Consider the following 23,679-nt stretch of genomic DNA (forward strand, 5'->3'; position numbering starts at 1 on the left):
TCAAACGATTTTCATGGCGATAAACGCGCGAAGTTTGTTGAGGTCTTCCGCAAACAGACGGATACCTTCGGCGAGCTTCTCAGTTGCCATGGCGTCTTCATTATGTTCGAAGCGGAAGGTGGCTTCGGTGAGTGCACCCTCCCTCCCAGATTGCGTGACGGTATTTGCGTCGAGCTTGCGAACAAGTACGCCTGTGGTGTCTTCGGCGAGTTGTTCGAGAAGCCCCGGCGCAATGGTCAGTCGGTCACAGCCAGCCAGCGCTTCGATCTGACCAATATTCCTGAATGAGGCGCCCATGACGATGGTTTCGTAGCCTTGGCTCTTGTAATGCTTGAAGATACGCGCGACTGACAGGACTCCAGGATCGGAATCGGGTGTATAATGCTCGCCAGTCGACTTCACATACCAGTCGAAGATACGGCCGACGAAAGGAGAGATCAGGAATACGCCCGCCTGAGCGCAGGCGACCGCTTGCGCGAAGGAGAAGAGAAGCGTCAGGTTACAATTGATCCGCTCTTTCTCGAGAATCTCAGCCGCCTTGATACCTTCCCAAGTGCTTGCGAGCTTGATAAGCACGCGTTCACGCCCAATACCGCGGCTTTCATAATTGGCGATCAAGCACCGCGCCTTATCCAGCAAAAGAGCTGTGTTGAAAGACAGATCGGCGTCTACCTCGGTCGACACGCGACCGGGGACGATCTTCGTCAACTCTGTGCCGAAGTTCAATGCCACACGATCGCACGTGGCTGCGATGATTGCGTCGCGGTCGCCAACTTGCCGCCGCCCCCATGCCACAGCCTCGTCAACGAGATGAGCATAGGTGGGGTTCGTCGCAGCTCTCAGAATCAAGGACGGGTTGGTCGTGCCATCGGTCGGCATGAACTGCCGGATTGATTCGATGTCGCCAGTGTCGGCAACGATGATCGACATGTCGCGCAATTGTTCAAGCTTGTTTTTTTGCACATTAGGCATTGGCCTCACATGAGCCTCTCTAGAACGGATGATTACATTTGCGACATCTGGGCGAAATTTCTGGTGGTGGCATCGTGCTCGAACGATGCGCGGAGGGCTCAGCGCATGAACCTCTCCAAACGCTTAGGTTCGCCCGGGGTAAAGATTGCGCCAGCGCTCGTATCTCTCCGCATAGGTCCGAGTGAAGGCTGGGGTCGGCACGATCGTCTCAAGAATTGCTGGCGGCCGACAGACCGCCGTAGGCGATTCGCCTGTCGCGGCAAGTCGGCCGAGCCTGGCGGCCCCGAATGCCGCGCCAACTTCGCCTTGAGCGACCCGGTGAAGCGGCAAGCCGAGCACATCGGCAAGGAGCGCCACCCAAAAGTGAGTGCGTGAGCCGCCCCCAATCACGGTAGCACTCTCCACCCGCGTGCCAGCCTGAGAGAGAGCATCAAGGCAATCGCGAATGCCATAGGCCACGCCCTCCAGCACCGCTTGTGTCAGAGCTGGCCTATCCGTTTCGTGCGCTAGTTCAGCGAAAGCACCACGGAGGCTCGCGTCATTGTGTGGCGTCCGTTCCCCAGAGAGGTAAGGCTGGAATAATGCTACCCCTGGACCGCTCGGTCGCCGGGGTAATTCAGCGAGCAGGTCCGCTTCAGAACGGCCGACGATGCGCGCCCACCAGGACAGGCACGATGCAGCCGACAGCATCACACCCATTTGATGCCAAAGCCCAGGGAGTGCATGACAAAATGCATGAACAGCCGAGGAAGGATTAGCAGCAAAGCGATTGGTCGTTGCCCAGACTATACCTGAGGTCCCGAGCGAGACAAAGGCATCACCAGACCTAATCGCTCCGAGGCCTACAGCGCCCGCAGCATTATCGCCGGCTCCGCCGGCAACGACTGGCGGCGTCGTCATACCATAGCGTGCCGCGAGCTCCGACCGTAGCCGCCCGCTTGGCTCAGAGCCTTCGATTAGGCGGGGCATCTGTGCCCGGCTGAGGTCGGTCGCAGCCAAACATTCGTTTGACCAGTCGCGGGCCGCCACGTCGAGCCACAGAGTGCCGGCCGCGTCCGACATTTCGTCGACCTTTTCACCAGTCAGAGCAAGGCGAACATAAGCTTTCGGCAGGAGGACAGTAGCGATCCGACGGAAGATGTCCGGTTCGTGCTGACGAACCCAGAGGAGTTTAGGCGCCGTGAAACCCGACATAGCGAGGTTGCCAGTAATGACACTGAGCTCAGGGACGGCGTGCGTTAGCGTGACGCATTCATCCGTAGACCGGCCGTCATTCCACAGAATGCAGGGGCGCAGGGGCCGATCGTCCGGGCCCAGGAGCGTTGCACCATGCATTTGCCCCGAGAGGCCAATGCCTTCAACCCGCGCCAGGGCGGCCCCGTGTGACATTTTGAGGGCATCCAAAGTGGTAAGAGTCGCACTGACCCAGCTATCCGGATCTTGTTCAGACCAGCCAGGCTGTGGGCGTGATACCTGCAATGGTTCCGACGCAGTCGCGAGAATTCGCTCGTCCGCATCGACAAGTACGGACTTCACAGCCGAAGTACCGATATCAATGCCGAGAAACATCTTCGCTCTCCTGATATCGGGCGCGGCCTCCGAAGGATCCCTGTCTGGACAGACCCCGGGGGTCGCTCAGCAGTTGCTGCCCCGCCATTCGCTTGTAAGCGGAGGGCGTCACACCACGCTCCTTGCGGAAATGACGATTAAAATTGGACACATTGTTGTAGCCAACGTCAAAACAGATGGACGTGATTGGGACATTGGTCTCAATCAAAATTCTGCACGCACGGCCAATGCGCAGCTTGTGTACATATTCAACGAAGGTCCGACCCGTGTTCTTCTTGAAAAACCGTGAAAAGCCAGAGGCCGTCATACCGGCGATCTTGGCAGCGGCCACCATGCGCACCTCACGAGAGAGATTGCTGAGAACATAGGAAGTAATGTCTTCCATAATTTTGGCGGTACGCGGATCGAGGCTTGGCGCGTAATCCACGCCGGCCAAAACGGTCTTTTCATTCGAACGGGCAAGCATATCGATGAGCTCGAAGAAGAGTGTCAGGCGGTGGAAACCGTGGGCTTCACCGATCTTCTGCAGAATTGCAGCACCTCGCTTCGCCGTCGCCCCGTGGAATTCGAGGCCGCGCAGACCGAGGTTCAGAAATGAGCGAATCTCGATAAATTCCGGGAACATGGCGGCTGCGTGAACCAGCAGGCTCTCGTCGAATTGCAGGACGATGTCTCGCCTTTCGATGAACTCGCCAGGCGCGATATTGCTTACCCATACATGCGGCAGGTTGGCGCCCACGAGGCAAAGATGGCCAGGAGCGAAATCGCCGATGTAGTCCCCAATAAAAACTGTGCCGCACGAGCGCGTGATGAGATGGATCTCGAATTCCGGATGGTAGTTCCAGCGCGCTAGCGCGTGCGGAAAGCTATGGGCGTGCCAGCGGAATGACTGATCGGAATCACAAATGATATATTCAAGCTCGGGGCACTTTACGGCGCGATCAGACATTGCTTCGTCCTCGCAGGAGACGCTCGTGGACAGTGACCATTCGGTCTTTGGATCGAAGGCGATGCTGCGATTGCGCTGTGGCAATCATCTTATTGTACTCGCAGTGCCGCCGTCCGGCATTTCTTCGAGACTGACGATCATCCGGAGAATAGTCGACTTTGACCCAGCTCGGAGAGGATCGCGAATGCATTTTCCGCAACATTAAAGCTGAATCCAGGGTGAACTTAACCTTCCAGTAGCGCTTGATCACATGGCTGCGCATGACGATTCCCATATCAAACGAACTCGCCGTCGATCCGGATCTGAAGCTTGATATCGGTAGCACGGGCTTCCGCCGCGCGATCGAAGGCTTCGATGCTCCTGTTGAAAGGGAAGGTCTCGGAAATCAAGGGTTTCAGATCGACCTTGCCGGACGCGATGAGATTCAGGGCACGATCGAAGATGTTGGCATAACGGAATACCGTCTCCATGCGCACTTCCTTGGACTGGGCCTTAACGATATCGAAGGTGACCGGTTCGATCGGGCAGCCGACAAAGACAACCGCCCCGCCGGGCCGTACGGCATCGAAGAGGTTCGAATACGCCTTGGCGCTACCGCTCGCCTCGCAGACGATATCGACGCCCCAGCCAGCCGTCGCATCGCTAATTGTGGCGACAAGATCCTGTTGGGTGATATTGATAGGTGTAATCCCAACATATCGGCTTGCAATCTCCAGCTTCTGTTGCTGAAGATCTGCGATAAATACTTGACTGCAGCCGCCGGCAAGTGCGGCGAGCGCTACCATGATACCAATTGTCCCGGCGCCAATCACAAGCGCCACGTCACCGGGGACGATTTTTGCCTTTGTCGCTGCCTGCAACCCTATGGCCAAGGGCTCAACCATTGCACTTTCGCCGAAAGAAACATTCTCGGGTATTTTGTAGGTGAAGGCCGCAGGATGGATGACTAAAGGGGTGAGGCAGCCATGTACCGGTGGAGTCGCCCAAAATATAACTTCCGGATCAATATTATACAGCCCAAGCTTGGAAGCCTTCGAGTGTGGGTTGGGAATTCCTGGCTCCATGCACACGCGGTCGCCTGGCTTGAGGTCCTTCACTGCCGATCCCACTTCGACGATCACCCCTGAGGCTTCATGGCCGAGAATCATGGGCTTATCGACAACATAGGGTCCGATATGGCCGTGGGTATAATAGTGCACGTCGCTGCCACATATGCCTACAGTGTTGATGCGGATCTTGACATCTTGGGGGCCGATATTGAGCGGGAGATCGATGTCGCGCAGTGACAATTGACGCTTTCGCTCTAGCACTAATGCTTGCATCGTTCGATCCTCGGTTCCCTTCAAACTGAAATTCAAAAGCCTATTAGCACGCCAATGAACAGCACTGGCGCTGCATGAGTTCCTGCAGCCACCATATTTGCTATCTCAAAACGCCTAACTGCTAAGCAATATTGATTAATCGTCGGCGAAGTGCGTCCCTAGCGCAGGCTGGACCATCCCTTGTAGTCCGCAACGTTGTCCTTGGTGAGCAGGGTCGATGGCATTAAGATCATCGGGTTATCCGGCTTCTTGCCGTTCATGATCTCGTAGCCAATTTGAACAGCTTGTTGCGCCATGCCATAGGGATCCTGGCTGGCCGACGCCTGGATCCGCGTATTGCCGCCTTTGAATGCCTTCTCAATGTCTGGGGCACCGTCGACCGAAGCAATGAAGAACTCGTTGCGGCCAAACTGCTGAGCAGCGAGATCACTTCCAGTAGCCTGTGGGTCACAGACCGTAAAGACTGCATCAATTTTCCGATGACGGGTGAGATGACCCTGCATGATTTTCATGCCTTCATCGCGGGAGCATTTACCATTCTGATCGTCCGACAGGATCGTGATCTTCGGATTGTTGGCCAGGGATTTTCTACAGCCGGATACACGGTCAATTATCGACGATATTTGCGGCCCGTTCTGAATGATGATCTGACCGCCAGCGGCACCCAGCTTGTCAACTATGTATTGGCAGGCGATCTCGCCGGCCTGGACATTGTTGGTTTGCACCGTCGCATCGGCCCCAACCGCGGCGACGTCGGTCGCCATCACTACGATTCCTGCATTTTGCGCCCGCTTGATCGCCGGTGCGATCGCCTTCGGATCGGCGGCGGCGAGCAGGATTAGATCGACGCCCGAGGCAATGAAGTTATCGATTTGGTTGAACTGCTTGTTTAGATCGTAATTGGAGTCAACGGTGATAACCTTGACATCGGGGTTGATCTCTTTGGCCTTGGCCTCAGCACTCTGCGACAGGGCTACAAAATACAAATTGCCGAGCGAGCCTACCGAGACCCCGACAGATTTAAGATCCTTAGCCCCGGCGGCTCCCATCGCAAGGACGAGGATAGCACTGCCCATCAATAACTGCTTGATCATGGCGTTTCTCTCGAAATTGTTTTTGATTGTATGGTCCGGATGAGAATAGGGGGCAGCGATTTTCATGCTAGGGTGGAAATTGCCCAATACCTATACGAATTTGCGACGGATACCGGCGCGGTAAGGTTGTCCAACATGATCCTCGACAACTATGCCTGTCGGAAGGTAGCTAATTGGGAACGGTTTATATCTGTTTGGGGACTGGAAAGAATTTGGGGTAACAGGATTGTTGAGGCATGATCGGCTTTTCCGAGGGGAGGAAAAGCCATGCAATGGCGGATCAAGCTGGAGGCAACGACCGGCTGGGTGAAGTGATCGAATATGAGGTTAGTCAGGTGGAACGGCAGTTCTCAACGGCAACTGCAGAGGATTTCGGACTCACGCTCAACGAAGGAAAAGGCATCCTGCGCCAGCTGCAGGCCGTCATGGTTGCAAGCCAGATGCTGGAATTCAATGTCGCCAGCCAGGTTTGCAGAGCGTGCTACCCAAATAAACTCTTTATTTTTATTAACTTATAGGATAGTTCAAAGCTCGATTTTCGAGAGTGAAGACTTCATTCAAGAAGAATGATCGGCGCAATTGGGCTCGTGCAAATTTTGAATACGGACACGGGAAGACGTTTGAGACTGTGATTTTTACGCTCTGTTCACCAAGGGAAGTCCGAAGCAGACAGAGAGCAGGTTGTTCTGCTCGCGGACAGTCCAGGGACCGATGAAGCCGAAGCCTTTGCGCAGCATGGCCTCGAACCCTTTGATGGTTCGTCTGGCGGTGTGAAAGGATTGGAAGCAGCCGACCTTCGGCATGTTTTGTTTGACCCTAAAATGGTCGCTTTCGATGCCCTGCTGCAGGTGTTTGGTGACCCGATGGATCGGGTTCGTGCGCAGCAGGCCTTCCTTCTCCGCCGCCTTGATGGCAGGCGGGAAGGTTTTGGCACCATCGGTGCCGATATGATCGGGTGAAAGCAGAGGCTCGTCCTTCAGCATCTTGCGGAAGAACCGCTTGGCGGCGGCCAAATCACACTGCGCCGTCAAAAGGAAATCGACTGGGTTGCCGTGCTTGTCGATGGCCCGATAAAGATAGCGTCTGACCTTTGATCTTCACATAGGTCTCATCGATGCGGATCGAGCCGCAATGCGGCTTGCGGAAGGATCGCAGCCGCGTCTCGATCAGCGGCGCATGGGCCAAAACCCAATGATTCAAGGTGCTATGGTCGACCTCGAAGCCACGTTCGAGAAACATTTCCTCCAGATTTCGGTAGCTCAAGGAATAGCGCAGAGACCAGGACACCGCCTGGATAATCAGCCACGCCTCGAAATGCCGCCCCTTGAAATCGTCCTGTCGGATGGTCGATAACTGGGTTCTGTTCCAATTTGCGTGCTTGATTGGCTTGGTGGAGCCGAGCCCCACATATAGGGCATGCGGAAGAAGATCCATTTGGCCTTCGGGCTTGGCATTGCTGTCGAAAAGATCGACCATCGCGAGGAAGGCTGGGTGGTTTCAGCTCTCGCGTCTGGAACCCGCAGCTGTCCCGGCTGCGGTGTGGTCTCAACCAGGCGGCACAGTTGGCACGTCAGACACCTGCAGGATCTGCCGATCCAGGGGATCCCTGTGACCATCGCGCTGCAGCTGGGACGCTGGCGCTGCCGCAACGAGAGCTGCTCGCGCAAGACTTTCGTCGAGAAGATCTCGACCGCCTTTCCGTTTGCCCGACGGACCGCACGGGTCGGTGAGATCATTCGCCTCTTTGGCCATGCCGCGGGAGGCCGGGTTGGTGCAAGACTGTTGGACCGCCTTGCCATGCCAACCAGCCATAACACGGTCCTGAGGCATCTCAAACGGCATGCTTCGGCGAGCAAGCTCAAGGCTCCCCTTCGGATTGCCGCTATCGATGACTGGAGCTGGCGGCGGGGCGAAACCTACGGCACGATCATCGTCGATCTCGAAAGGCGGACCGTTGTCGATGTCTTGCCCGTTCGTTCCGTCGAGAGCACGGAGCACTGGCTCAGGCAGCATCCTGGCATCGAGATCGTCAGTCGGGATCGGTGTGGCCTCTATGCCCAGGCCATTCGGCAGGGCGCGCCCCAGGCCCAGCAGGTGACCGACCGGTTTCATCTGCTGCAGAACCTGCGGGAGGCCATCGAGCGCCAGATGGAACGGGTCAGCCGGTTTGCCGGTCGCTCTCTTCTGCCAGCGGGTTCTGACGCCAAACGGGAAGCACCCCGGCAGGCAAGCCGGGAAGCCCGATTGGCGTTATTTCAAAATGTTCACGAGCTACACTCGGCCGGAATGCCTATCACGGCGATCAAGGACAAGACCGGGCTTGCCCTGCACACGCTGCGCCAATGGGTCCGTCTGGATGACTTGCCGGCGCGCCGTCACCCCGCTCCGACCGCCAGATCACCGGCTTCTTTCAAGGATTTCCTGAAGCAGCAATGGGAGGCTGGAAACCGATGTGGACGCCATCTTCTGCATGATCTCCGCCATCGCGGCTATACGGGCAGCCGCTCTCACCTCTATCACTTCATCGCGGAATGGCGGCGGCTTGAGCCGGATGAGAGCAGGAACATCAAGGCGTCACCAACACCACATACGCCACTGGCGGAAACGAAAGCAATTGACCCAGTGACGGGCTGGCAGATCTCGCCGAAAGTCGCCGCAGTGCTGTGCCTGAAGCCGACGCGCTTGCTGACACCCCGTCAAGCACTCAAGGTCAAAGCCCTGAAACAGGCCTCTCCAAGCTTCGTCACCATGCGGGCTCTAGCGATGCGGTTTCGTGGTCTTATGCGCAGCAAGGAGCCATCAAAGCTCGAAAAATGGCTCGAGAAGGTAAGACATGCCGCCATTCTCCCTCTGCAGCAATTTGCCAAAACGCTGAGGCGTGATCTCGCCGCTGTCCGAAACGCTATTACTCAGCCTTGGAGCAGTGGGCAAGCGGAAGGACAGATCAACCGCTTGAAAACACTCAAGCGGACGATGTACGGAAGAGCTGGCAATGAGCTGCTCCGCGCTCGGATGATGCCGTTTGATTTCGTAAATGAAACTGTGAATGGAATGCCTGATCCTTGAGGCCGACTCATTAGAAAAGAAACGACAAAACAAAGTGTTCAGCGACAGCACTTTGCTGGGATAGCGATCTGAACCACTCACGCTGCACCGCACACAAAGCTTGAACGTGTGCTTACATTTTTTCCTGCCGCAAATCAGAATCCATCCTCTTGATATCGGCAGAAGAATTGATGCCAGGCAGCACGCAAAGTGGAACAGAACCCATTTAATGACAATCCGACAATGCCGCCTTTGGTCTTTTCCTCTGCATCGATACGACGGACCAGAACGCGGTCGTACATGGGACGAAACGTCGTCGGTTTCTCCTGACAAAATTTCAAATTTTCGAAAAAGCGAGGCTTGACCGCCTCGATCGGCGAGCTGGGAGCGCCCTCAAAAGAGTTCAAGAGCTTATTTAAAAAATAGCATTCTCGTGAGAGACTGCTAATGCTTGTTTTTAAGAAGATAGGCACGAAAAGGTGCAAGGTTGGCCTATCGCCAACCTTTGGTCTCTGCCGACCTATTCTCTGATTTTCAGTTAGGGATTAGCCGCCAGCACGGAAGGCTGCTGCTCTGCACGAGGCTGGTTGACCGGCAGGCTTTCACCATCATATGGTTTGGCCTTCACGGGGATTCCTCGGCAGCTCGCGATCAGGCGATAGGTCCAGACGTCATCGCCTTGTACTTCTTGGACGATGAGTTCAGTCCCTTGGGTCCAATCTGCTGTCTTATGGATTTGGTCAGGTGCGATCTGGAATGCCGACCTATCGACCAACTTAACAACACCGTTTCTGTAGGTTGAGAGAAGACTTATTCGAGCCATTTCGAAGCTCCATTGTTGCTCGCGTGACGCCCTTTCTCGTGTCGACGCCAGAAAAAATATTTTACACTTTCAGGCAAAGCAAGACCCTTGAAACCCACTTCTCGCTCAAACAAAAAATTCGGCAAAAAATTTTCGGTCGCCTCTTGATGAGGCGGAATACGCCGACCAAATCGATGCCCGTCAAGGCTGGAGGCCTGACAGAAAGGGCGCTGCTCCGGCAGCCTTAATCATATTGCTCAATGGAGGATGTGGTCATGAGAACCTTTGACGTTGCTCCCCTTTATCGTTCAACCATCGGCTATGATCGCTTGTTCGACATGCTGGATCATAGCACCCGTCCCGATTGGCCGCCCTATAACATCGTGAAGAAGGGCGATAACGAATATTGCATCAGTATGGCCGTCGCCGGATTTTCGCCGAGTGACATCAGCCTGACTCAGACGGGCACCCAGCTTCTAGTCGAAGGCACCAAGCGGAAGCAACCGGAGGCGTATGAAGTCCTCCATCAAGGGATTGCTTCCCGCGACTTCAAGCAAACCTTCAATCTCGCCGATCACGTGAAAGTCGTCTCGGCTGATATCGAGAACGGTCTCCTGATGATCGATTTTGTCCGTGAGGTTCCGGAGGCCTTGAAACCTCGGAAGATCGAAATCTCCCAAACTCGCATGGAAGGCGGTGCAGAGCCAAAACAGCTGAAACAGAGCGATGAACCTGTAGCGAAGGCGGCTTAAACTCTTTGTTCACTACTGATGCTTCCCGAATCTTCTCCGGGAGGCAGAATTGGTGGAGATCGGAGATGGATACAGAGGCAGTTTTTCATTCTTCAACAAATGTTACGACCCTGTCGCGCTGCTTTTACGATCCTGATGAGGTAGCACGCGACTCCAGCCTGAGCCTCAACGAGAAACGGGAGATTCTGGCAAGTTGGGCATCGGATGCAAGGTCGATAAAAAACCACCCGGCCTATAGGCTCATCGAGAGCGGGCAGATTGTTCCGCTCGATGAAATATTGAAGGCGATCATTCGGCTTGACGGTGAAAGTCGAGTGCAAACCGGTCATCTATGGCGCGATCAAAAGAAGGACGACGAAAGCAAGTCGGATGAAATTGACGACGATGACCCGGACGATGATCCCCCTCCTGTTCCAGCAGGCGGATTCATCCCCTGGCGTCCCAGGCCGCCTTTAACTCCGGAAGTTGCTCTTTGATTCCGTGCCCCTGGAGCCGGTTTTTTGACTGGGTCCAGGGTAGTTGGAAGGGTCGTCGTCGACGTCGTCGACGACGAATGGGCATCAAAACCGGAGATAAGGGCAACCCTTTTATACGGGCGCGTTGCAAATTATGAATACGGATACAGATCGGCGTGTGCAAGCCTGATCTTCATACTTTGTTAACTTCTAAAAGTCCGAAACAGACGGAGAGCAGATCGTTCTGCTCGCGGACAGACCAGAGACCGATGAAGCCGAAACCCTTGCGCAGCCAAAGCGTGGCTTCGAAGCCTTTGATCGTTCGTCTGGCGGTGGCGAAGGATTGGAAACCACCAACCTTGGGCATGGCTTGCTGCAGGTGTTTGGTGACATGATGGGTCGTGTTTTGGCGCAGCAGGCCTTCCTTCTCGGCCGCCTTGATGGCGGAAGGGAAGGTCCTGGCGCCATCGGTGCCAATGCTGCCAGGCGAAAGCAGCGGCTCATCCTTCAGCATCTTGCGGAAAAAACCGCTTGGCGGCGGCAAGATCACGCTGGGCTGTGAGAAGAAAATCCACAGGATTGCCGTACTTGTCGATGGCCCGGTACAGATACCGCTACTGGCCACGGATCTTGACATAAGTCTCGTCGATCCTGATCGAGCCGCAGTGAGGCTTGCGGAAAAAACCGCAGCCGCTTCTCGATCGGGGCATAGGCCAAAACCCAGCGGTTCAGGGTGGTGTGATCCACTGCAAAGCCACGTTCGAAGAACATCTCCTCCAGATTTCGATAGCTCAAGGGATAGCGTAAATACCAGGAAACGGCCTGCAGGATCAGCCAGGCCTCGAAATGCCGAACCTTGAAATTATCCCTGGACGTGCGCTTCAGCTTCTCGGCAATGGCGTAGGAATCATGGCTGGCCTCCTAATCGAAGGCGTAAAATCCGTCTATTTCCTCAACACGCCGTTAACCATAAGATTTTGCAACAGGTCCCTGAAATCGGGGTTCACCCTTCTGACCGCCGACGTCAGCGATTTTGATTATCTGCTTCAATTGATGCCGACAAGGCGCTTATTGTTTTATCGCCGATCCTCATAATCACGCGGCATGGAATTGTCAGTCTTGCTGGCGGACCACGTCGTAAAATTTGCGCACTAGTATAGGTTATCGATAAGCAGTCCTGATTGAATACCTTCAGGTTAACCGGCTCACCCGCGTGAATTATGGACAGCGCCGTCACGAGGGAGTGCCGGCTTCACTGCCTTCGTGGAAAGTACGGTCAACGAGATCTGTCGAAGCGCATGATCAAGAAGCAGCCTTTCATCGATGTGCGCGTTTCTGTGCGCGATAACACGCTCCGTAGGTCGTTCAAACATGTCTATCCCGCATTTCAGGCAAAGAATGATAATCACCGGGCGTTAATTGCAGCCTGATGACCCCACGATTTTACATGCTCTTTTTGTCGTATCGCGTTGTCACTCGTCTGAACTGTTTGAGCGGAGAGTTGTTGAAAAAACGCTCAACAAGATTACGCTTTCTTATAAAGCTTAAGGACCCTGAACCTTGCGATTAGGCTTTGGCAGAATGACGATTTCGCTGCTTTGTTTGGTGATCTTATCGTGGAGATGATTAACATTATAACCTTTGTCGGAAGCGGTTGCGTCCGCTTCAAACACCTCGATGAGTTCGCATACATAGACAATATCATTTTCCTGGACCGGGGTCGCCGATCTGCGGACTGGATTGCCGAGCGCATTATTGTTCGCATGGATTTTGGTCCTCAAAGACCGTTGGGAGCGACTAAGACCTTGGCATTCAACCCCTTTTTACCTGACGGGCGCCGGCCGCGTGTTTATGCATACGCACGATGGTCGAGTCGATCATCAGCCATTCCAGGTCGACTTCACGCGCCAGTGCCTCGAATATGGTATCGAGAACGTCCATCTCGATCCAACGACAAGAACGCCGCTTGACGGCGTGATATTCACCAAGCCATTCGGAATGGTCGCGTCCCCGAACGCCTCATCCACAAAAGCGCGTTCACAAAACGCTTGTTGTCCCTGTGTGGTCCACGCTTGCCCTTGCCGCCGCTGGGAACCAAAGGCTTAAGGCGCTCCCACTGATAAAACTTAAATTGTCACTACCGCCTAAATCGGCAACCTTTTCAAGAATACGGAGTTGCAATCAAACCCGATTTCCATGCGATGGAAAAATCATCATGAAACAGGAAAAGGAAGAAAAGGAAAGCGCCGATCCCAAAGGTCAAACCGGAGCCAAAAGCTCATCGGACGTTACCGGAGAAGACGCCAAAAAACAGGACGCTATATCGATGTTGAAGGCGGACCATCGGGAGATAGAGCAATTGTTCGACCGATACAAAGCTGTCTCTCGTCGGGCTGACCGCGCGAAGATCGCGAAGGAAGTCTGCAATGCGCTGACGATCCATGCGATACTGGAGGAGGAAATTTTTTATCCTGCTTGCCGTGAGCTTATCGACGACCAACCGCTCGACGAAGCACAAGTCGAACACGACAGTGCGAAGGTGCTCATCGAAGAGCTGATCTCCGGAAGACCCGAAGACCCTTTTTACGATGCAAAGGTCAATGTATTAGCCGAACAGGTTAAGCAGCACATTCGAGAAGAAGAAGGGAAGCCCGACAGCATTTTCGCAAAGGCCGAGGCTGCCGGAGCCGACTTCGTCGTCATTGGCGAAGAGCTTAAGAAGCGCAAAGCGGAACTTTTGAGCAAGGCTAGCCGAGAGACGCTGCAAGCGGAACCGTGCTCATTCAAAGCCCTTGCAAATCTCACCAAGGAAGAAGACATGGCATCTTATCAACGCGGCCGAGACTATGAGGAGCGCGGCCCGTCGCGCTCGCGTTATGATGAAGAGACAGGTCGGCGGCGGGACGAGCAGGGCCGCTTCATGAGCAACGAGGATTATGGCAATCGTGGTGGACAAGAACGCAGGTATCGCGTCGGGTCCGAGCGCGATGAATACAGCCGTTCCTCGAGCGATCGCGACCAAGGTTATCGTTCGCGTCCATCCTATGAAGACGAGGAATATTCCTCACGCGGCCAGCGTATGCCCGAGCGCGACGAATATGGTCGATTTGTGAGCGATGATGAGCGTCACGGCCAGAGTTATTCCCACGGACGCGATTACGAGAATGAACGTCGCGGGTCTCGCAGCCATGGTGGCTGGTTTGGGGATCCCGAAGGCCATGCGGAAGCCGCCCGCAGAGGTTGGGACGAGCGCGAGGGCGAAGGCCGCGCTTATCGCGATGAGAACGAACGCAGAAGCTCGTCGCAGGGAAGCGGACGGCGATACGAGCAGCGTTCACGGCAGGAGGAGGATGACGAGCGACGCCAGGGCAGCGGACGCGATTACGAGGATGAACGTCGCGGCTCTCGTAGCCACGGTGGCTGGTTTGGGGATCCCGAAGGCCATGCGGAAGCCGCCCGCAGAGGTTGGGACGAGCGCGAGGGCGAAGGCCGCGCTTATCGCGATGAGAATGAACGCAGAAGCTCGTCGCAGGGAGGCGGACGGCGATACGAGCAGCGTTCACGGCAGGAGGAGGATGACGAGCGGCACCAGGGCAGCGGCTGGTACGGAGATCGGGAAGGTCATTCAGAGGCGTCCCGTCGAGGCTGGGAACATCGGCGATAATCAGGTCGAAGCAGAAGCAGGCCGCGATCGATGCCCTCATTAAGGACCCGCGCGCGGGTTGGTCGGACTTGAGGACAAGACCGTGCTCGATGCGGCCTCATTGCTTCGAGGCAGCAGGCCAGCGCAGATCCGGACCTCGTTTGGTACGGTGCAGTCGTGATGGCTCATACTCTGCCGCTGCGTCAATTCCGGTGAAACGCCAGAGCTTCGCTCTCGAGCGATGCGGCGATCAAATCTTGCAAAACACCCTCGTTTATCTCTTCAGTCCAGACCCTAAAACGGGTCAGACTATGCGGTCCGAACGATGTGACCATCGCCACATCTATGGCGTCCCGTCCGCGCGCAACGGGGATCCGGCCGATGCGCGGAGTATTGTGTCTTGCATCAAAAGTAAACCAGCCGCCATCAAGATAAACTTCAAACCAGGCATTATAGTCCATTGGCGTGGGATTCGATGGCACACCAATATCGCCAAGAAAACCATTGGTATAACGAGCGGGGATGTTCATGCAGCGGCAAAAGGTAACGGCTAGATGGGCAAAATCGCGGCAAACGCCTTTGCGTTCTTCGAAGGCTTCATAGGCGGTGCGCGTCGCGCGGGCATATTCATAGCCGAAGGTCAGATGATCGCAGACGAAGTCGCAGATGGCTTGAACACGGTGCCAACCGCGCGGTGTTGAACCAAAAAGCTGCCAAGCGATATCACCAAGCTTATCTGTTTCACAGTAGCGACTCCCAAGAAGATAGACAAGATAATTGCTTGGTATTTGTTCCATGACAACTTCCTGCGCGTCTAACACCACGGGATCTGGCAAGCCGCTATCATCGATGACTGCATCACAGCAAATCGCTAAGTCGCCAGCAGGCGCTATGAGTCTGCGTACGTGATTGCCGTACAAATCGATATAGGTCGATGAGTCGATCTGCGGTGTCGTGATGACCGGGGTCTCGTAGCGGATATGATGCGCGCGCTCTCGATGCGCGTCGAGCATGCACAGCATAAAGGTCGGTTGTTGACAATTGAGCGTCAATTCATAGCCGTATCTGATGAGCATCATTGGATCCAATAATTGTTTAGGTAAGGATCGCAAAAAATGACAACCTCATTCTCCTTGCGTTTTAGCAATTCTAGGACATGGCTTTTCTCTTTGCAGATAGCCAATTGTACGCTCGCCAAAAGTCATGAATTTTGTGGTAAATAATTCTCCAGCCAGCTTTTGGTTCACGCCAACCCCTCAGTTGTTCAGGGTGGTGGTAATAAAGCCTCATATAGCGGCCTATTTGCATGGTGGAGCATGAAAGAAGGAGACGACGCACGGTGAGGTCGAATCCTTGAAGGAAATTAATCCACAACTTATTCAAGAGATCGAAGAATTCTTCATCCAATATGAAAAGCTGAGCGGAAAGGATTTCCGTATCGTCGGCCGTTGCGGGCCAAAGTCTGCCCATAAGCTGCTGGAGGCCGGAGCGCAGCGCTGGGCTAAAAATCCAACTGCGACGTGTTCGCAAACACTCCTTTCAGCTGAGAAAGATGGTTAAGATTGTTCGAGCTTTGGATCAACCATGGCAATGAACCGAAATGAACTCCGCTTTGGTCGTCTCTCTTGCTCATCACGCCATATCTGCGTCGATATACAGAAACTATTTGCTGAGGAGACGGATTGGAGGACACCTTGGATGGATCGCGTCCTTCCTTCTGTGTACCAGCTGGTCGCTCATCATCCCAGCCAGACAATCTTTACTCGTTTCATCCCAGCCGAACACGCAGGCCAAGGGATTGGGACATGGCGGCGGTATTATGAACGTTGGTCGTCTATGACAATCGAATCACTCGGCATAGCGATGATCGATCTTGTTGCCGAACTCGCGGCTTTAGTGCCGCCCGCAGAGGTCCTTGACAAGCACGTCTATTCGCCTTGGTTCGAGTCGGACTTGCATGCGCGACTACAACACCAATCTGTCGATACCTTGATCATCTCAGGCGGCGAAACCGACGTCTGCGTTTTGAGTACCGTCCTGGGGGCGGTCGACAGAGGCTATCGTGTGGTACTCGCCTCCGATGCACTCTGCAGTTCTTCGGATGAGGCGCATGATGCGGCGATCAGGGTCTACGAGACTCGTTACAGCCAACAAGTCGAAGTGGTAACGACCAATCTCATCCTTGAGAATTGGAAGTGAGTCGCCCGTGGCGTTGTCCAGCGTGCCAAAGCGGCCATCCCTAATAATGAAAGAGCATCAGCAGAATGATGATCGGGATTGGAACTCCCAGCATCCATAATAATATTCCGCGTCCCATTTCATCACCTCTTGTTTAACGCCAACGGGTAAAGATACTCACGCCCGCATAGTTCTTGCGATGTTGACCGCCAATAGTCGCCGCCCACCAAGCAGCAGCAGCACCAATCGCTGAAGCGGCTGCCGATAGAAAGGCGGCTAAAATTCCCACCTTCCGCTTCGCATTCGCTGTATCTCGAACATCCGTGATTGCATAATCGACGCGCTTTTGGGCATCCACAGGAGTGAGGCCCCGATCCGTTACTAAGCGGACGAGATAGTCTCGGTCCGATGCGGTGACAGCGCCATTGTAAACACCGGATTGAAGAATAGCCGCAACTTCGCGACGAAGACCTTCATTGTAGGGGGTCTCAAGGCGTTCGCCTCGTAACAAAGCATCAGCCATATAGAGTGAATGGTCGGTTTGCTCAGGTGTTTTTGATTGCGCTTCACGCACAATATCACTCAATGCCGTTGAAACTATCACGCCGACGAGCAAGGTTGTCAGTGCCCAAGCTATGAGGCCGTGCGCACCATCACGTATTTCGCTTTCGTAGGTGCTAACGTCCGGTGTCACATGACGCATCCGGCCTGCGATGTATCCGGCAGCAATATAGCTGGAGACGACGACCCAGAGTGTCCAGATCGTAATGGCTATCACCGTGGCTTTTGCTGATAGACCTTGCCCTAAATAGGGAGAGGTAATCGCTAGGCCAATTGCTGATCCAAACGGTGTCAAAGTCACGAAGATTGCGGTTCCAACAAGAGCACCAGCAATGATCGCCGGCCATCCAAGGTAGCTGGAGGCCAAGACTTCCGTCATGGGAACAGCGGCAACAGGTCTTAAATTCGTGTTGTCCATTCGTTCCTCTTTCGGTTTGTCCTATAATCTAAGGATCGCCTCATTATATATTACCGAAGTCCAAGTACCGATAATATAAACATGATGACGACAATCAATCCTACAATATAGATAATTCCATTCATGCTGAATTCCATTCAAATAGATTGAAACGGTGGCAACAATTGACGCATATATTCGCTTCGTTCATTGAACGCTTTCTCACTGCTTATTTTTAGATGAAACTGATCAGCTCAAGTTAAAAGAGCTGGTCTGTTTGAAGAGAGAAGAGAATTGTCTGCAGCTTCACGTTATTGATAACCTTCAACAGCGCACAGTGCTTAACCAACCATCATCATCACTGATGTGTTCCATCTTCACTTCAGATAATCTGTTGTAGCTGAAGCGAAAGTGTCTAGGGTCAGCAAATACAGAAAGCGTCTGACATACAAGCTGTACTGCAATGTTGTCACACAGCACAGTGCCAAGCATGCTTGAGGGGATCACACCTTGGAGCCTGATGATTCCTCAAGACAGGCATTGTCCATTATAAAACGCAGGTACATGTCAGTCGTCACTCGCACTCGAGGTCCAGGGGAGATCGGTTAGACAGAAGGAACAAGAGCTTGTTCCGCTCGTTTAACGATGACTGATAAGATAGCTTTGCTGGATGATAAACGGGAGGATATGGCAATGGTCCAATCTGGAGGAAATTTGCAGGATCTCTTTCATAGGGAATTGAAAGATATTTATTTTGCGGAAAAGCAGATTTTACGCGCTCTGCCAAAGATGGCGCGCAACGCACGATCGAGTGAGCTTCAGCATGCTTTTGAAACTCACGCCGATGAAACGGAACAGCAAATAGAACGCCTTGATCGTGTCTTTGAAAGCATCGGTCAATTGCCGCGCGGCAAAATCTGTGACGCCATCATCGGCCTCCTTGATGAAGGCAAAGAGATCATGGAAGAGTTTGCAGACACCGAAGCACTCGATCCAGGTCTTCTCGCTGCGGCACAAAGTGTCGAGCATTATGAGATCAGTCGCTATGGAACATTAAAGGCATGGGCAGATCAGTTAGGTCCTGTTGACAAAAGTAGGCAGCCAGATTTTTGCGGCGGCGATGGCGAGAAATTTGAGGAATGAGACTGCGGTTTTGTCGTAGCGCGTGGCTATACGGCGGAATTGCTTCAAGCGGTTGAACATGCGCTCGATCCGGTTGCGATCTTTATACAGTTTGAAGTCGTAACTAACGGACTCCTTGCGATTGGCCTTGGGCGGGATCACTGGCAATATTCCCTTCAAGAGCAGCGATGCGCGAACCTCGTCGCTGTCATAGCCTTTGTCGGCAAGCATGGCTTTCGGCTTGGCGACGGGCATGCCCAACAGAGCCGGCGTAGCTGCGTAATCCGAGGTTTCGCCGCTGGTCAGCACGAAGCCAAGAGGGCGGCCATGACTGTCTGCGCGGGCGTGGATTTTCGACGTAAAGCCGCCGCGGCTTCGACCAAAGCCCTCCTTATGCGTCCCCCTTTTGCGCCGGCGGCCTGCGAATGGCCCCGAACAATGGTGGAGTCGATCATATGCTGCCAATCATCCGCCAGGCCGAGTTCGACAAGCGTTTCGAGCAGCGCATCCCAGACGCCTTGCTCGGCCCAACGGCGAAATCGCACATAGACCGAGTTCCATTTACCGTATCGCTCGTGCATGTCCCGCCAAGGGCAACCAGCGCGCAAAACGAAAAGCATCCCATTGAGAAAGCGCCGATTATCCTGCGCCGGCCGCGCCCATCGTCCACGCTCGGGCGGTAGTAAAGCCTCGATGATCGCCCATTCCGCGTCGCTCAGATCGCCCCGATTCAAGTGTGCCTCCTTCCAAAAGGCATCTTTGAATCAGTGTTCTAACGATTTGGGAATCCCTTTTGTCAACAGGGCCTAGGGCTCACCGAAGCAGCCCAGCTCCTTGACGCGACACTCGTTGAGGAAAAGAGAATGGATGAGATCCTCACCAAAATTGCGATGGTTAGTCTCAATGAGCAGGCAGCTTGATATTTACTGAAGAGATGACCGCGAAGTGATGAGCCTATCCATTACTGACAGGCTCATCTGAGCTGACTCCATTCGACGCAATCATAATATTAAGAAACGGCACCGAGGAATGGGTTTAGTGTTGCTCTTCGAGATGCATTGCCTCACGCCTCAGATATTGCGTCGTGATTTCAGGTAAGTGTGCTCTCAACCACTGAGCCATATTTTCTTCTTGCGCGAGAATAGCTTCGCAAGCCGAACGGGTTTCATGATCCCCAAGTGCCTCAGCGGCAGCGATGAGAACCGTATAGGAAGCGATTTCCACTTCCTCGAAACTGTAACTCGCCATAGACCCTTTGATAACCTCGTCTCCAGCAAAAACTCCGCCAAAACCTTGAGTCATGGCTACAAATTTAGCAGCAAGATCTTTGATCGTCGATGTATCTCCTCCGCGCCGTACGATGCAACGACGAATAATCTGAACTTGCTGGCGTGTCTCTTCAAGGTGACGTTCAATGCGGGATTTGAGATCAGGATAATTTTCAACGCGACCCGCAAATGAGCTAAGCATTGTTTCAGCTTGTTGCTCCATAGCGTGGGCATCGCGCAACCATTCCACTAAGTGTTCTTCGGCGGTAGCCATCGGAATCTCCATCGGGGTGCTTATGGAATGATCGCAAACGTGTTATTCACCCGATCGTTCCGTCTCCGCGGTAAGGTATCAGATTGATCTTCCGTGCTTATTTTCCACAAGCATAGGAAAATGAATGGTGAGGTCTATGTTGCAGCGCAGCTGTAACGGCGATCGTTCCAACATTTGAAACAGCCTATACAATAACTAAGTATAATATAGCTTAAATATTCTTGGCGCTATTTGATAGTTAGAGCGGATTTCGAACGAATTGAATCACGTTGAGGATTCCCTTGAGACACGATTTCTGATTCAGAATCCGTGCTGGTGAAGGAGGCCGGCATGGATGGGCCACGCACTATCGATGGATTTGCGATCGCGCTTGTTGGCGGCGATTGATGGCGGGATGAGCTGCCGTGCGGCGGCGACGCGTTTTGGGGTAGCACCCTCGACGGCGATCCGCTGGCAGGCGCAGCGACGCGAGACCGGCGACTATTCGCCCAAACCCCAGGGCGGGGACATGCGGTCGCACCGGATCGAGGCGCGTCGGGCGGATATTCTAGCCGTCTGGGAAACGCGCAAGGACATCTCACTCGAAGAATTGCGCCTGGTGCTGATCGAGATCGGGCTGACCGTCTCCGTGGCGGCTCTTCACCGCTTCTTCGTACGACACGGCATGACGCGCAAAAAAAGACTGGCCATGCAATCGAGCAAGATCGTCCCGACATCCTGAAGCAGCGGCGCCACTGGTTTGATGGCCAGCTCGATCTGGAGTCGGAACGCCTCGTGTTCATCGATGAAACATGGACCGCCACCAACATGACACGTAGCCACGGGCGCTGCGCGAAGGGCGAGCGTCTGCGCATGGGCTTCCCCCATGGCCATCGCAAGACCACCACGCTGGTAGCCGGGCTGCGCACCAGCGGCATGGTGGCGCCGATGGTCCTCGATGGGCCCATCAACGGCGACTGGTTCGAGGCCTATGTCACGCAGATCCTCGTGCCGGAATTGCGCCGTGGCGACATCGTCATCATGGACAATCTATCGAGCCATAAGCGCGTCTCGGTGCGCGAGAGGATCGAGGCGGCAGGGGTTGCCTTGCTGTTCCTCCCGCCCTACAGCCCCGACTTCAACCCCATCGAGAAGGCCTTCGCCCGGCTCAAAGCCATGCTCAGAAAAATCGGCGAGCGCACCGTGAGCGGCCTCTGGAAGCTGATCGGAAAACTCGTCGACATCTTCCGGCCAGACGAATGCGCCAACTACTTCAGATCGTGCGGATATGATCCATAGTGATCGGTAAACGCTCTAAAAAATATATTGATAGTATCGCTTGTGTTTTGTTTTATAATTAAGTGACCGCATCAAGCAGCCTTGATGGGGTGTGAGGAATACAAGAAGGCAGGCTCTCGGAGAGATGGAATCGAAAGCAAAAACAGGAAGGTCAAAACCGCAAAGCACTAAACAGGCGACACCTAAAGCAGATCGGGCTATTCGCGTGCAATACGGCGTTCTGCCCTATCGATTCACGGACATCGGGTCACTGGAAATGCTGCTCGTCACGACGCGGGAAACGAAACGCTGGATCATTCCCAAAGGATGGCCCATCAAAGGGCTCAAACCACCAAAGTCGGCTGCGCGTGAAGCCTATGAGGAAGCGGGCATTCGCGGTACCGTCGGAAAAAATCAATCGGAGTTTTTCTGTACGAGAAGGTGCTCGAGGAGAAGGCTGGCACGGTGCCCTGCGAAGTACGGGTATTCCCCATGCTCGTTAAGCGGCAGCTTGCAATTTGGCCAGAGGCTCATGAACGAGAGACACGATGGGTTGTACCGTCCAAAGCCTTATCGATGGTGAAAAATATAGATCTCCAAAAGCTGATCGATTCATTCGTACAAAAAAAATCCAAAAATCATCCCCTTTAGTTTAGCGAATAAGTGCTGGTTTCAGAGCATCAAATCGGACTCAACTTGCACAATACCTCGTCCGCGCTTCTGCATGTGCTTCAACGCTGCCATAGACTTGGCCAAGATAGGTCACTTCCGTAACGTGGCGGAATTCGTCAAGGCGGATCTCATATACTGCTGCAAAGCTGGTTGCCATGGCATTATTGATCCATATCTATCGGGCCGAGCTCGTTTTCGACGCTGTCCGCTGCGGTTTCGACCGCATCAGCATTGACAAGGTCAACGGAAACCGGGATCGCCTCGACACCTAATCTAACAGCCTCGGTGGCCGCATCGTTTAGGCGTGCCACGAGCTAATAACGCAACGTTATAGCCCTTTTTGTAAAACGCGAGTGCTGTAGCTCGTCCAATACCAACTCAAGTAAACTACGACTGTATATATTATCACTACAAATCATGTGTCTTCTCTATTTATATTATAAGCTATTAGAAATACTATAGTATTAAAACGCGGTTCTGGCTTTTGCCGATACGCTACCTCCGATTCTGACATACCATTTGTCCCTCAATAGCGCGTTGTTCATGGAACGGTCTTGTGGTGTCGCGGTTTCCAAAGGAACGCGACAAAAAGCAAAAGAAAGCTCCATTGGCGTGAATTAACAGGATCGAGGCAATTGAAGCTTCGCGGTCAAACGCCCTTTGTCGATTTGCATGGGATGCGTGCCGACTACGATATTGTAACTCCGTTACTTTTAGATAGGAGCCTTGTTCATGAAACATTTGATTTTGGCGATCGCATATCTCGTGTCCATGAGCCCTGTTTCTGCTCAGTCACTCGGCGAAAAAGCCGGTGTTAATTCATTGATGGATGCCAGCCTTTCGACTGAGGATTTCGTCAAAGAAGCAGCTACGAGTGACATGTTCGAAATTCAGTCGAGCGAGCTCGCACTGCAGAAGTCAACGGATACAGCGATCAAGAATTTTGCGCAGCAGATGGTTCAGGATCATTCAATGACGACGAGTGACCTCAAAGCTTTTGTCGAATCGGGCAAAGTCAAAGCGACAATTCCAGATCAACTGGATCAATCACATCAATCCAAACTCGATAAGCTTAAGACGCTCACTGGAACGGACTTTGATAAACAATATGACAAGGATCAAACCACCGGTCACAAGGATGCGGTTTCCCTCTTCAAGCGCTATGCAGAGGGTGGGGAGAATGCCGAGCTTAAAATCTGGGCCTCTAAAACCCTACCCAAGCTCGAGGATCATCTGAAAGAGGCAAAAGCATTAAGGCCGTAGTCTTGAACAATGATCAATTAACCGTCCGAACCTTTTTTTGTAAGTCGCATTGTGGCTTGATCTACACCGACGAGACCTATGTGA

At 53.6% G+C, this 23,679-nt stretch carries 18 protein-coding genes and 7 pseudogenes; 11 read left to right on the forward strand and 14 right to left on the reverse strand.

Going from position 1 to position 23,679, the window contains the following annotated elements; all coding sequences use genetic code 11:
* The 5 genes from tal to BIND_RS19325 form a co-directional block, all read right to left on the reverse strand.
* Positions 1-972, reverse strand: coding sequence for a transaldolase (gene tal / locus BIND_RS19305; RefSeq protein WP_041779085.1), 972 nt, complete (start codon positions 970-972; stop codon positions 1-3).
* Positions 973-1,095: 123 nt separating this feature from the next.
* The gene (xylB, locus tag BIND_RS19310; protein WP_012382961.1) at positions 1,096-2,541 is read right to left on the reverse strand and encodes a xylulokinase; all 1,446 of its coding nucleotides are present in this window, start codon (positions 2,539-2,541) and stop codon (positions 1,096-1,098) included.
* On the reverse strand, positions 2,525-3,490 hold the full coding sequence (locus BIND_RS19315) for an AraC family transcriptional regulator (RefSeq protein ID WP_012382962.1): 966 nt from the start codon (positions 3,488-3,490) through the stop codon (positions 2,525-2,527). The genes xylB and BIND_RS19315 overlap by 17 nt, the downstream gene beginning before the upstream one ends.
* 275 nt (positions 3,491-3,765) lie before the next feature.
* Positions 3,766-4,812 carry an NAD(P)-dependent alcohol dehydrogenase gene (locus tag BIND_RS19320; protein WP_012382964.1) on the reverse strand — a complete coding sequence of 349 codons (1,047 nt, stop codon included), beginning with the start codon at positions 4,810-4,812 and terminating at the stop codon, positions 3,766-3,768.
* Positions 4,813-4,970: 158 nt separating this feature from the next.
* Positions 4,971-5,906, reverse strand: a complete 936-nt coding sequence (locus BIND_RS19325) for an ABC transporter substrate-binding protein (protein ID WP_041779086.1) — start codon at positions 5,904-5,906, stop codon at positions 4,971-4,973.
* A gap of 236 nt (positions 5,907-6,142) precedes the next feature.
* On the opposite strand from BIND_RS19325, the gene BIND_RS19335 reads away from it, so the two are divergent.
* Positions 6,143-6,424 (forward strand): hypothetical protein, encoded by a 282-nt coding sequence (locus BIND_RS19335; RefSeq protein WP_012382966.1) that lies wholly within the window; start codon positions 6,143-6,145, stop codon positions 6,422-6,424.
* Positions 6,425-6,541: 117 nt separating this feature from the next.
* Here the strand turns inward: BIND_RS19335 and BIND_RS19340 are convergent.
* A pseudogene (locus BIND_RS19340) lies at positions 6,542-7,250 on the reverse strand (IS6 family transposase).
* Positions 7,251-7,322: 72 nt separating this feature from the next.
* Between BIND_RS19340 and BIND_RS19345 the strand changes: the two are divergent.
* Entirely contained in the window at positions 7,323-8,972 is a 1,650-nt protein-coding gene (locus BIND_RS19345) for an ISL3 family transposase (RefSeq protein ID WP_012382967.1), read from the forward strand.
* 218 nt (positions 8,973-9,190) lie between these two features.
* On the opposite strand, the pseudogene BIND_RS22095 reads toward BIND_RS19345, so the two are convergent.
* Positions 9,191-9,292 (reverse strand): annotated as a pseudogene (locus BIND_RS22095) (co-chaperone GroES); the annotation flags it as partial.
* Between the two features lie 197 nt (positions 9,293-9,489).
* A complete protein-coding gene (locus BIND_RS19355; protein WP_012382968.1) occupies positions 9,490-9,774 on the reverse strand; it encodes a hypothetical protein in 285 nt (94 codons plus the stop codon).
* A 254-nt stretch (positions 9,775-10,028) separates the two neighbouring features.
* Between BIND_RS19355 and BIND_RS19365 the strand changes: the two genes are divergently transcribed.
* Positions 10,029-10,505 carry an Hsp20 family protein gene (locus BIND_RS19365; protein ID WP_012382969.1) on the forward strand — a complete coding sequence of 159 codons (477 nt, stop codon included), beginning with the start codon at positions 10,029-10,031 and terminating at the stop codon, positions 10,503-10,505.
* Between the two features lie 65 nt (positions 10,506-10,570).
* Positions 10,571-10,981: a hypothetical protein gene (locus BIND_RS19370; RefSeq protein WP_012382970.1), complete on the forward strand. Its 411-nt coding sequence runs from the start codon at positions 10,571-10,573 to the stop codon at positions 10,979-10,981.
* A 172-nt stretch (positions 10,982-11,153) separates the two neighbouring features.
* Here the strand turns inward: BIND_RS19370 and BIND_RS19375 are convergent.
* Together BIND_RS19375 and BIND_RS20990 are read right to left on the reverse strand one after the other, a co-directional pair.
* Positions 11,154-11,857 (reverse strand): annotated as a pseudogene (locus BIND_RS19375) (IS6 family transposase).
* 546 nt (positions 11,858-12,403) lie between these two features.
* Positions 12,404-13,058, reverse strand: a pseudogene (locus tag BIND_RS20990) (IS5 family transposase).
* 117 nt (positions 13,059-13,175) lie between these two features.
* Here BIND_RS20990 and BIND_RS20355 point away from each other — a divergent pair.
* Positions 13,176-14,624, forward strand: coding sequence for a hemerythrin domain-containing protein (locus BIND_RS20355; protein ID WP_012382971.1), 1,449 nt, complete (start codon positions 13,176-13,178; stop codon positions 14,622-14,624).
* Between the two features lie 182 nt (positions 14,625-14,806).
* On the opposite strand, the gene BIND_RS19400 is transcribed toward BIND_RS20355, so the two are convergent.
* A complete protein-coding gene (locus tag BIND_RS19400; protein ID WP_012382972.1) occupies positions 14,807-15,679 on the reverse strand; it encodes a transglutaminase-like domain-containing protein in 873 nt (290 codons plus the stop codon).
* 265 nt (positions 15,680-15,944) lie between these two features.
* Here BIND_RS19400 and BIND_RS20995 point away from each other — a divergent pair.
* A pseudogene (locus BIND_RS20995) lies at positions 15,945-16,163 on the forward strand (inorganic diphosphatase); the annotation flags it as partial.
* Between the two features lie 30 nt (positions 16,164-16,193).
* Positions 16,194-16,802, forward strand: a complete 609-nt coding sequence (locus tag BIND_RS19410; protein WP_341872328.1) for a cysteine hydrolase family protein — start codon at positions 16,194-16,196, stop codon at positions 16,800-16,802.
* 133 nt (positions 16,803-16,935) lie between these two features.
* Here the strand turns inward: BIND_RS19410 and BIND_RS19415 are convergent, their stop codons facing one another.
* Positions 16,936-17,760, reverse strand: a complete 825-nt coding sequence (locus BIND_RS19415) for a hypothetical protein (RefSeq protein ID WP_012382974.1) — start codon at positions 17,758-17,760, stop codon at positions 16,936-16,938.
* Positions 17,761-18,432: 672 nt separating this feature from the next.
* Here BIND_RS19415 and BIND_RS21000 point away from each other — a divergent pair.
* Entirely contained in the window at positions 18,433-18,882 is a 450-nt protein-coding gene (locus BIND_RS21000) for a YciE/YciF ferroxidase family protein (RefSeq protein WP_012382975.1), read from the forward strand.
* Here BIND_RS21000 and BIND_RS21005 read toward each other — a convergent pair.
* Positions 18,814-19,595: pseudogene (locus BIND_RS21005) on the reverse strand (IS5 family transposase). The gene BIND_RS21000 and the pseudogene BIND_RS21005 sit on opposite strands and share 69 nt — an antisense overlap.
* A gap of 84 nt (positions 19,596-19,679) precedes the next feature.
* Between BIND_RS21005 and BIND_RS22225 the strand changes: the two are divergent.
* Positions 19,680-19,781 (forward strand): annotated as a pseudogene (locus tag BIND_RS22225) (ferritin-like domain-containing protein); the annotation flags it as partial.
* 115 nt (positions 19,782-19,896) lie between these two features.
* Here the strand turns inward: BIND_RS22225 and BIND_RS19435 are convergent.
* Positions 19,897-20,403: a ferritin-like domain-containing protein gene (locus BIND_RS19435; RefSeq protein ID WP_012382977.1), complete on the reverse strand. Its 507-nt coding sequence runs from the start codon at positions 20,401-20,403 to the stop codon at positions 19,897-19,899.
* Between the two features lie 334 nt (positions 20,404-20,737).
* Between BIND_RS19435 and BIND_RS21010 the strand changes: the two genes are divergently transcribed.
* Both BIND_RS21010 and BIND_RS19450 read left to right on the forward strand, forming a co-directional pair.
* Positions 20,738-21,681, forward strand: a protein-coding gene (locus BIND_RS21010; RefSeq protein WP_012382978.1) for an IS630 family transposase whose coding sequence is annotated in 2 segments (ribosomal slippage) — positions 20,738-21,077 and positions 21,077-21,681 — 945 coding nt in all. Because the reading frame shifts where the segments join, the coding sequence is not laid out codon by codon here.
* A 1,383-nt stretch (positions 21,682-23,064) separates the two neighbouring features.
* Complete coding sequence (locus tag BIND_RS19450) at positions 23,065-23,595, forward strand: DUF4142 domain-containing protein (protein ID WP_012382979.1); 531 nt, start codon at positions 23,065-23,067, stop codon at positions 23,593-23,595.
* Positions 23,596-23,679: the final 84 nt, after the last annotated feature.

The sequence above is a fragment of the Beijerinckia indica subsp. indica ATCC 9039 genome (genome assembly GCF_000019845.1).
In the GTDB taxonomy this organism is placed as follows: domain Bacteria; phylum Pseudomonadota; class Alphaproteobacteria; order Rhizobiales; family Beijerinckiaceae; genus Beijerinckia; species Beijerinckia indica.

What these genes read in the sequence shown, in the direction of transcription:
- tal (WP_041779085.1), bottom strand. Translation starts at nt 972, where the DNA reads ATGCCTAATGTGCAAAAAAACAAGCTTGAACAATTGCGCGACATGTCG.
- xylB (WP_012382961.1), bottom strand. Translation starts at nt 2,541, where the DNA reads ATGTTTCTCGGCATTGATATCGGTACTTCGGCTGTGAAGTCCGTACTT.
- BIND_RS19315 (WP_012382962.1), bottom strand. Translation starts at nt 3,490, where the DNA reads ATGTCTGATCGCGCCGTAAAGTGCCCCGAGCTTGAATATATCATTTGT.
- BIND_RS19320 (WP_012382964.1), bottom strand. Translation starts at nt 4,812, where the DNA reads ATGCAAGCATTAGTGCTAGAGCGAAAGCGTCAATTGTCACTGCGCGAC.
- BIND_RS19325 (WP_041779086.1), bottom strand. Translation starts at nt 5,906, where the DNA reads ATGATCAAGCAGTTATTGATGGGCAGTGCTATCCTCGTCCTTGCGATG.
- BIND_RS19335 (WP_012382966.1), top strand. Translation starts at nt 6,143, where the DNA reads ATGATCGGCTTTTCCGAGGGGAGGAAAAGCCATGCAATGGCGGATCAA.
- BIND_RS19345 (WP_012382967.1), top strand. Translation starts at nt 7,323, where the DNA reads ATGCGGAAGAAGATCCATTTGGCCTTCGGGCTTGGCATTGCTGTCGAA.
- BIND_RS19355 (WP_012382968.1), bottom strand. Translation starts at nt 9,774, where the DNA reads ATGGCTCGAATAAGTCTTCTCTCAACCTACAGAAACGGTGTTGTTAAG.
- BIND_RS19365 (WP_012382969.1), top strand. Translation starts at nt 10,029, where the DNA reads ATGAGAACCTTTGACGTTGCTCCCCTTTATCGTTCAACCATCGGCTAT.
- BIND_RS19370 (WP_012382970.1), top strand. Translation starts at nt 10,571, where the DNA reads ATGGATACAGAGGCAGTTTTTCATTCTTCAACAAATGTTACGACCCTG.
- BIND_RS20355 (WP_012382971.1), top strand. Translation starts at nt 13,176, where the DNA reads ATGAAACAGGAAAAGGAAGAAAAGGAAAGCGCCGATCCCAAAGGTCAA.
- BIND_RS19400 (WP_012382972.1), bottom strand. Translation starts at nt 15,679, where the DNA reads ATGCTCATCAGATACGGCTATGAATTGACGCTCAATTGTCAACAACCG.
- BIND_RS19410 (WP_341872328.1), top strand. Translation starts at nt 16,194, where the DNA reads ATGAACCGAAATGAACTCCGCTTTGGTCGTCTCTCTTGCTCATCACGC.
- BIND_RS19415 (WP_012382974.1), bottom strand. Translation starts at nt 17,760, where the DNA reads ATGGACAACACGAATTTAAGACCTGTTGCCGCTGTTCCCATGACGGAA.
- BIND_RS21000 (WP_012382975.1), top strand. Translation starts at nt 18,433, where the DNA reads ATGGTCCAATCTGGAGGAAATTTGCAGGATCTCTTTCATAGGGAATTG.
- BIND_RS19435 (WP_012382977.1), bottom strand. Translation starts at nt 20,403, where the DNA reads ATGGCTACCGCCGAAGAACACTTAGTGGAATGGTTGCGCGATGCCCAC.
- BIND_RS19450 (WP_012382979.1), top strand. Translation starts at nt 23,065, where the DNA reads ATGAAACATTTGATTTTGGCGATCGCATATCTCGTGTCCATGAGCCCT.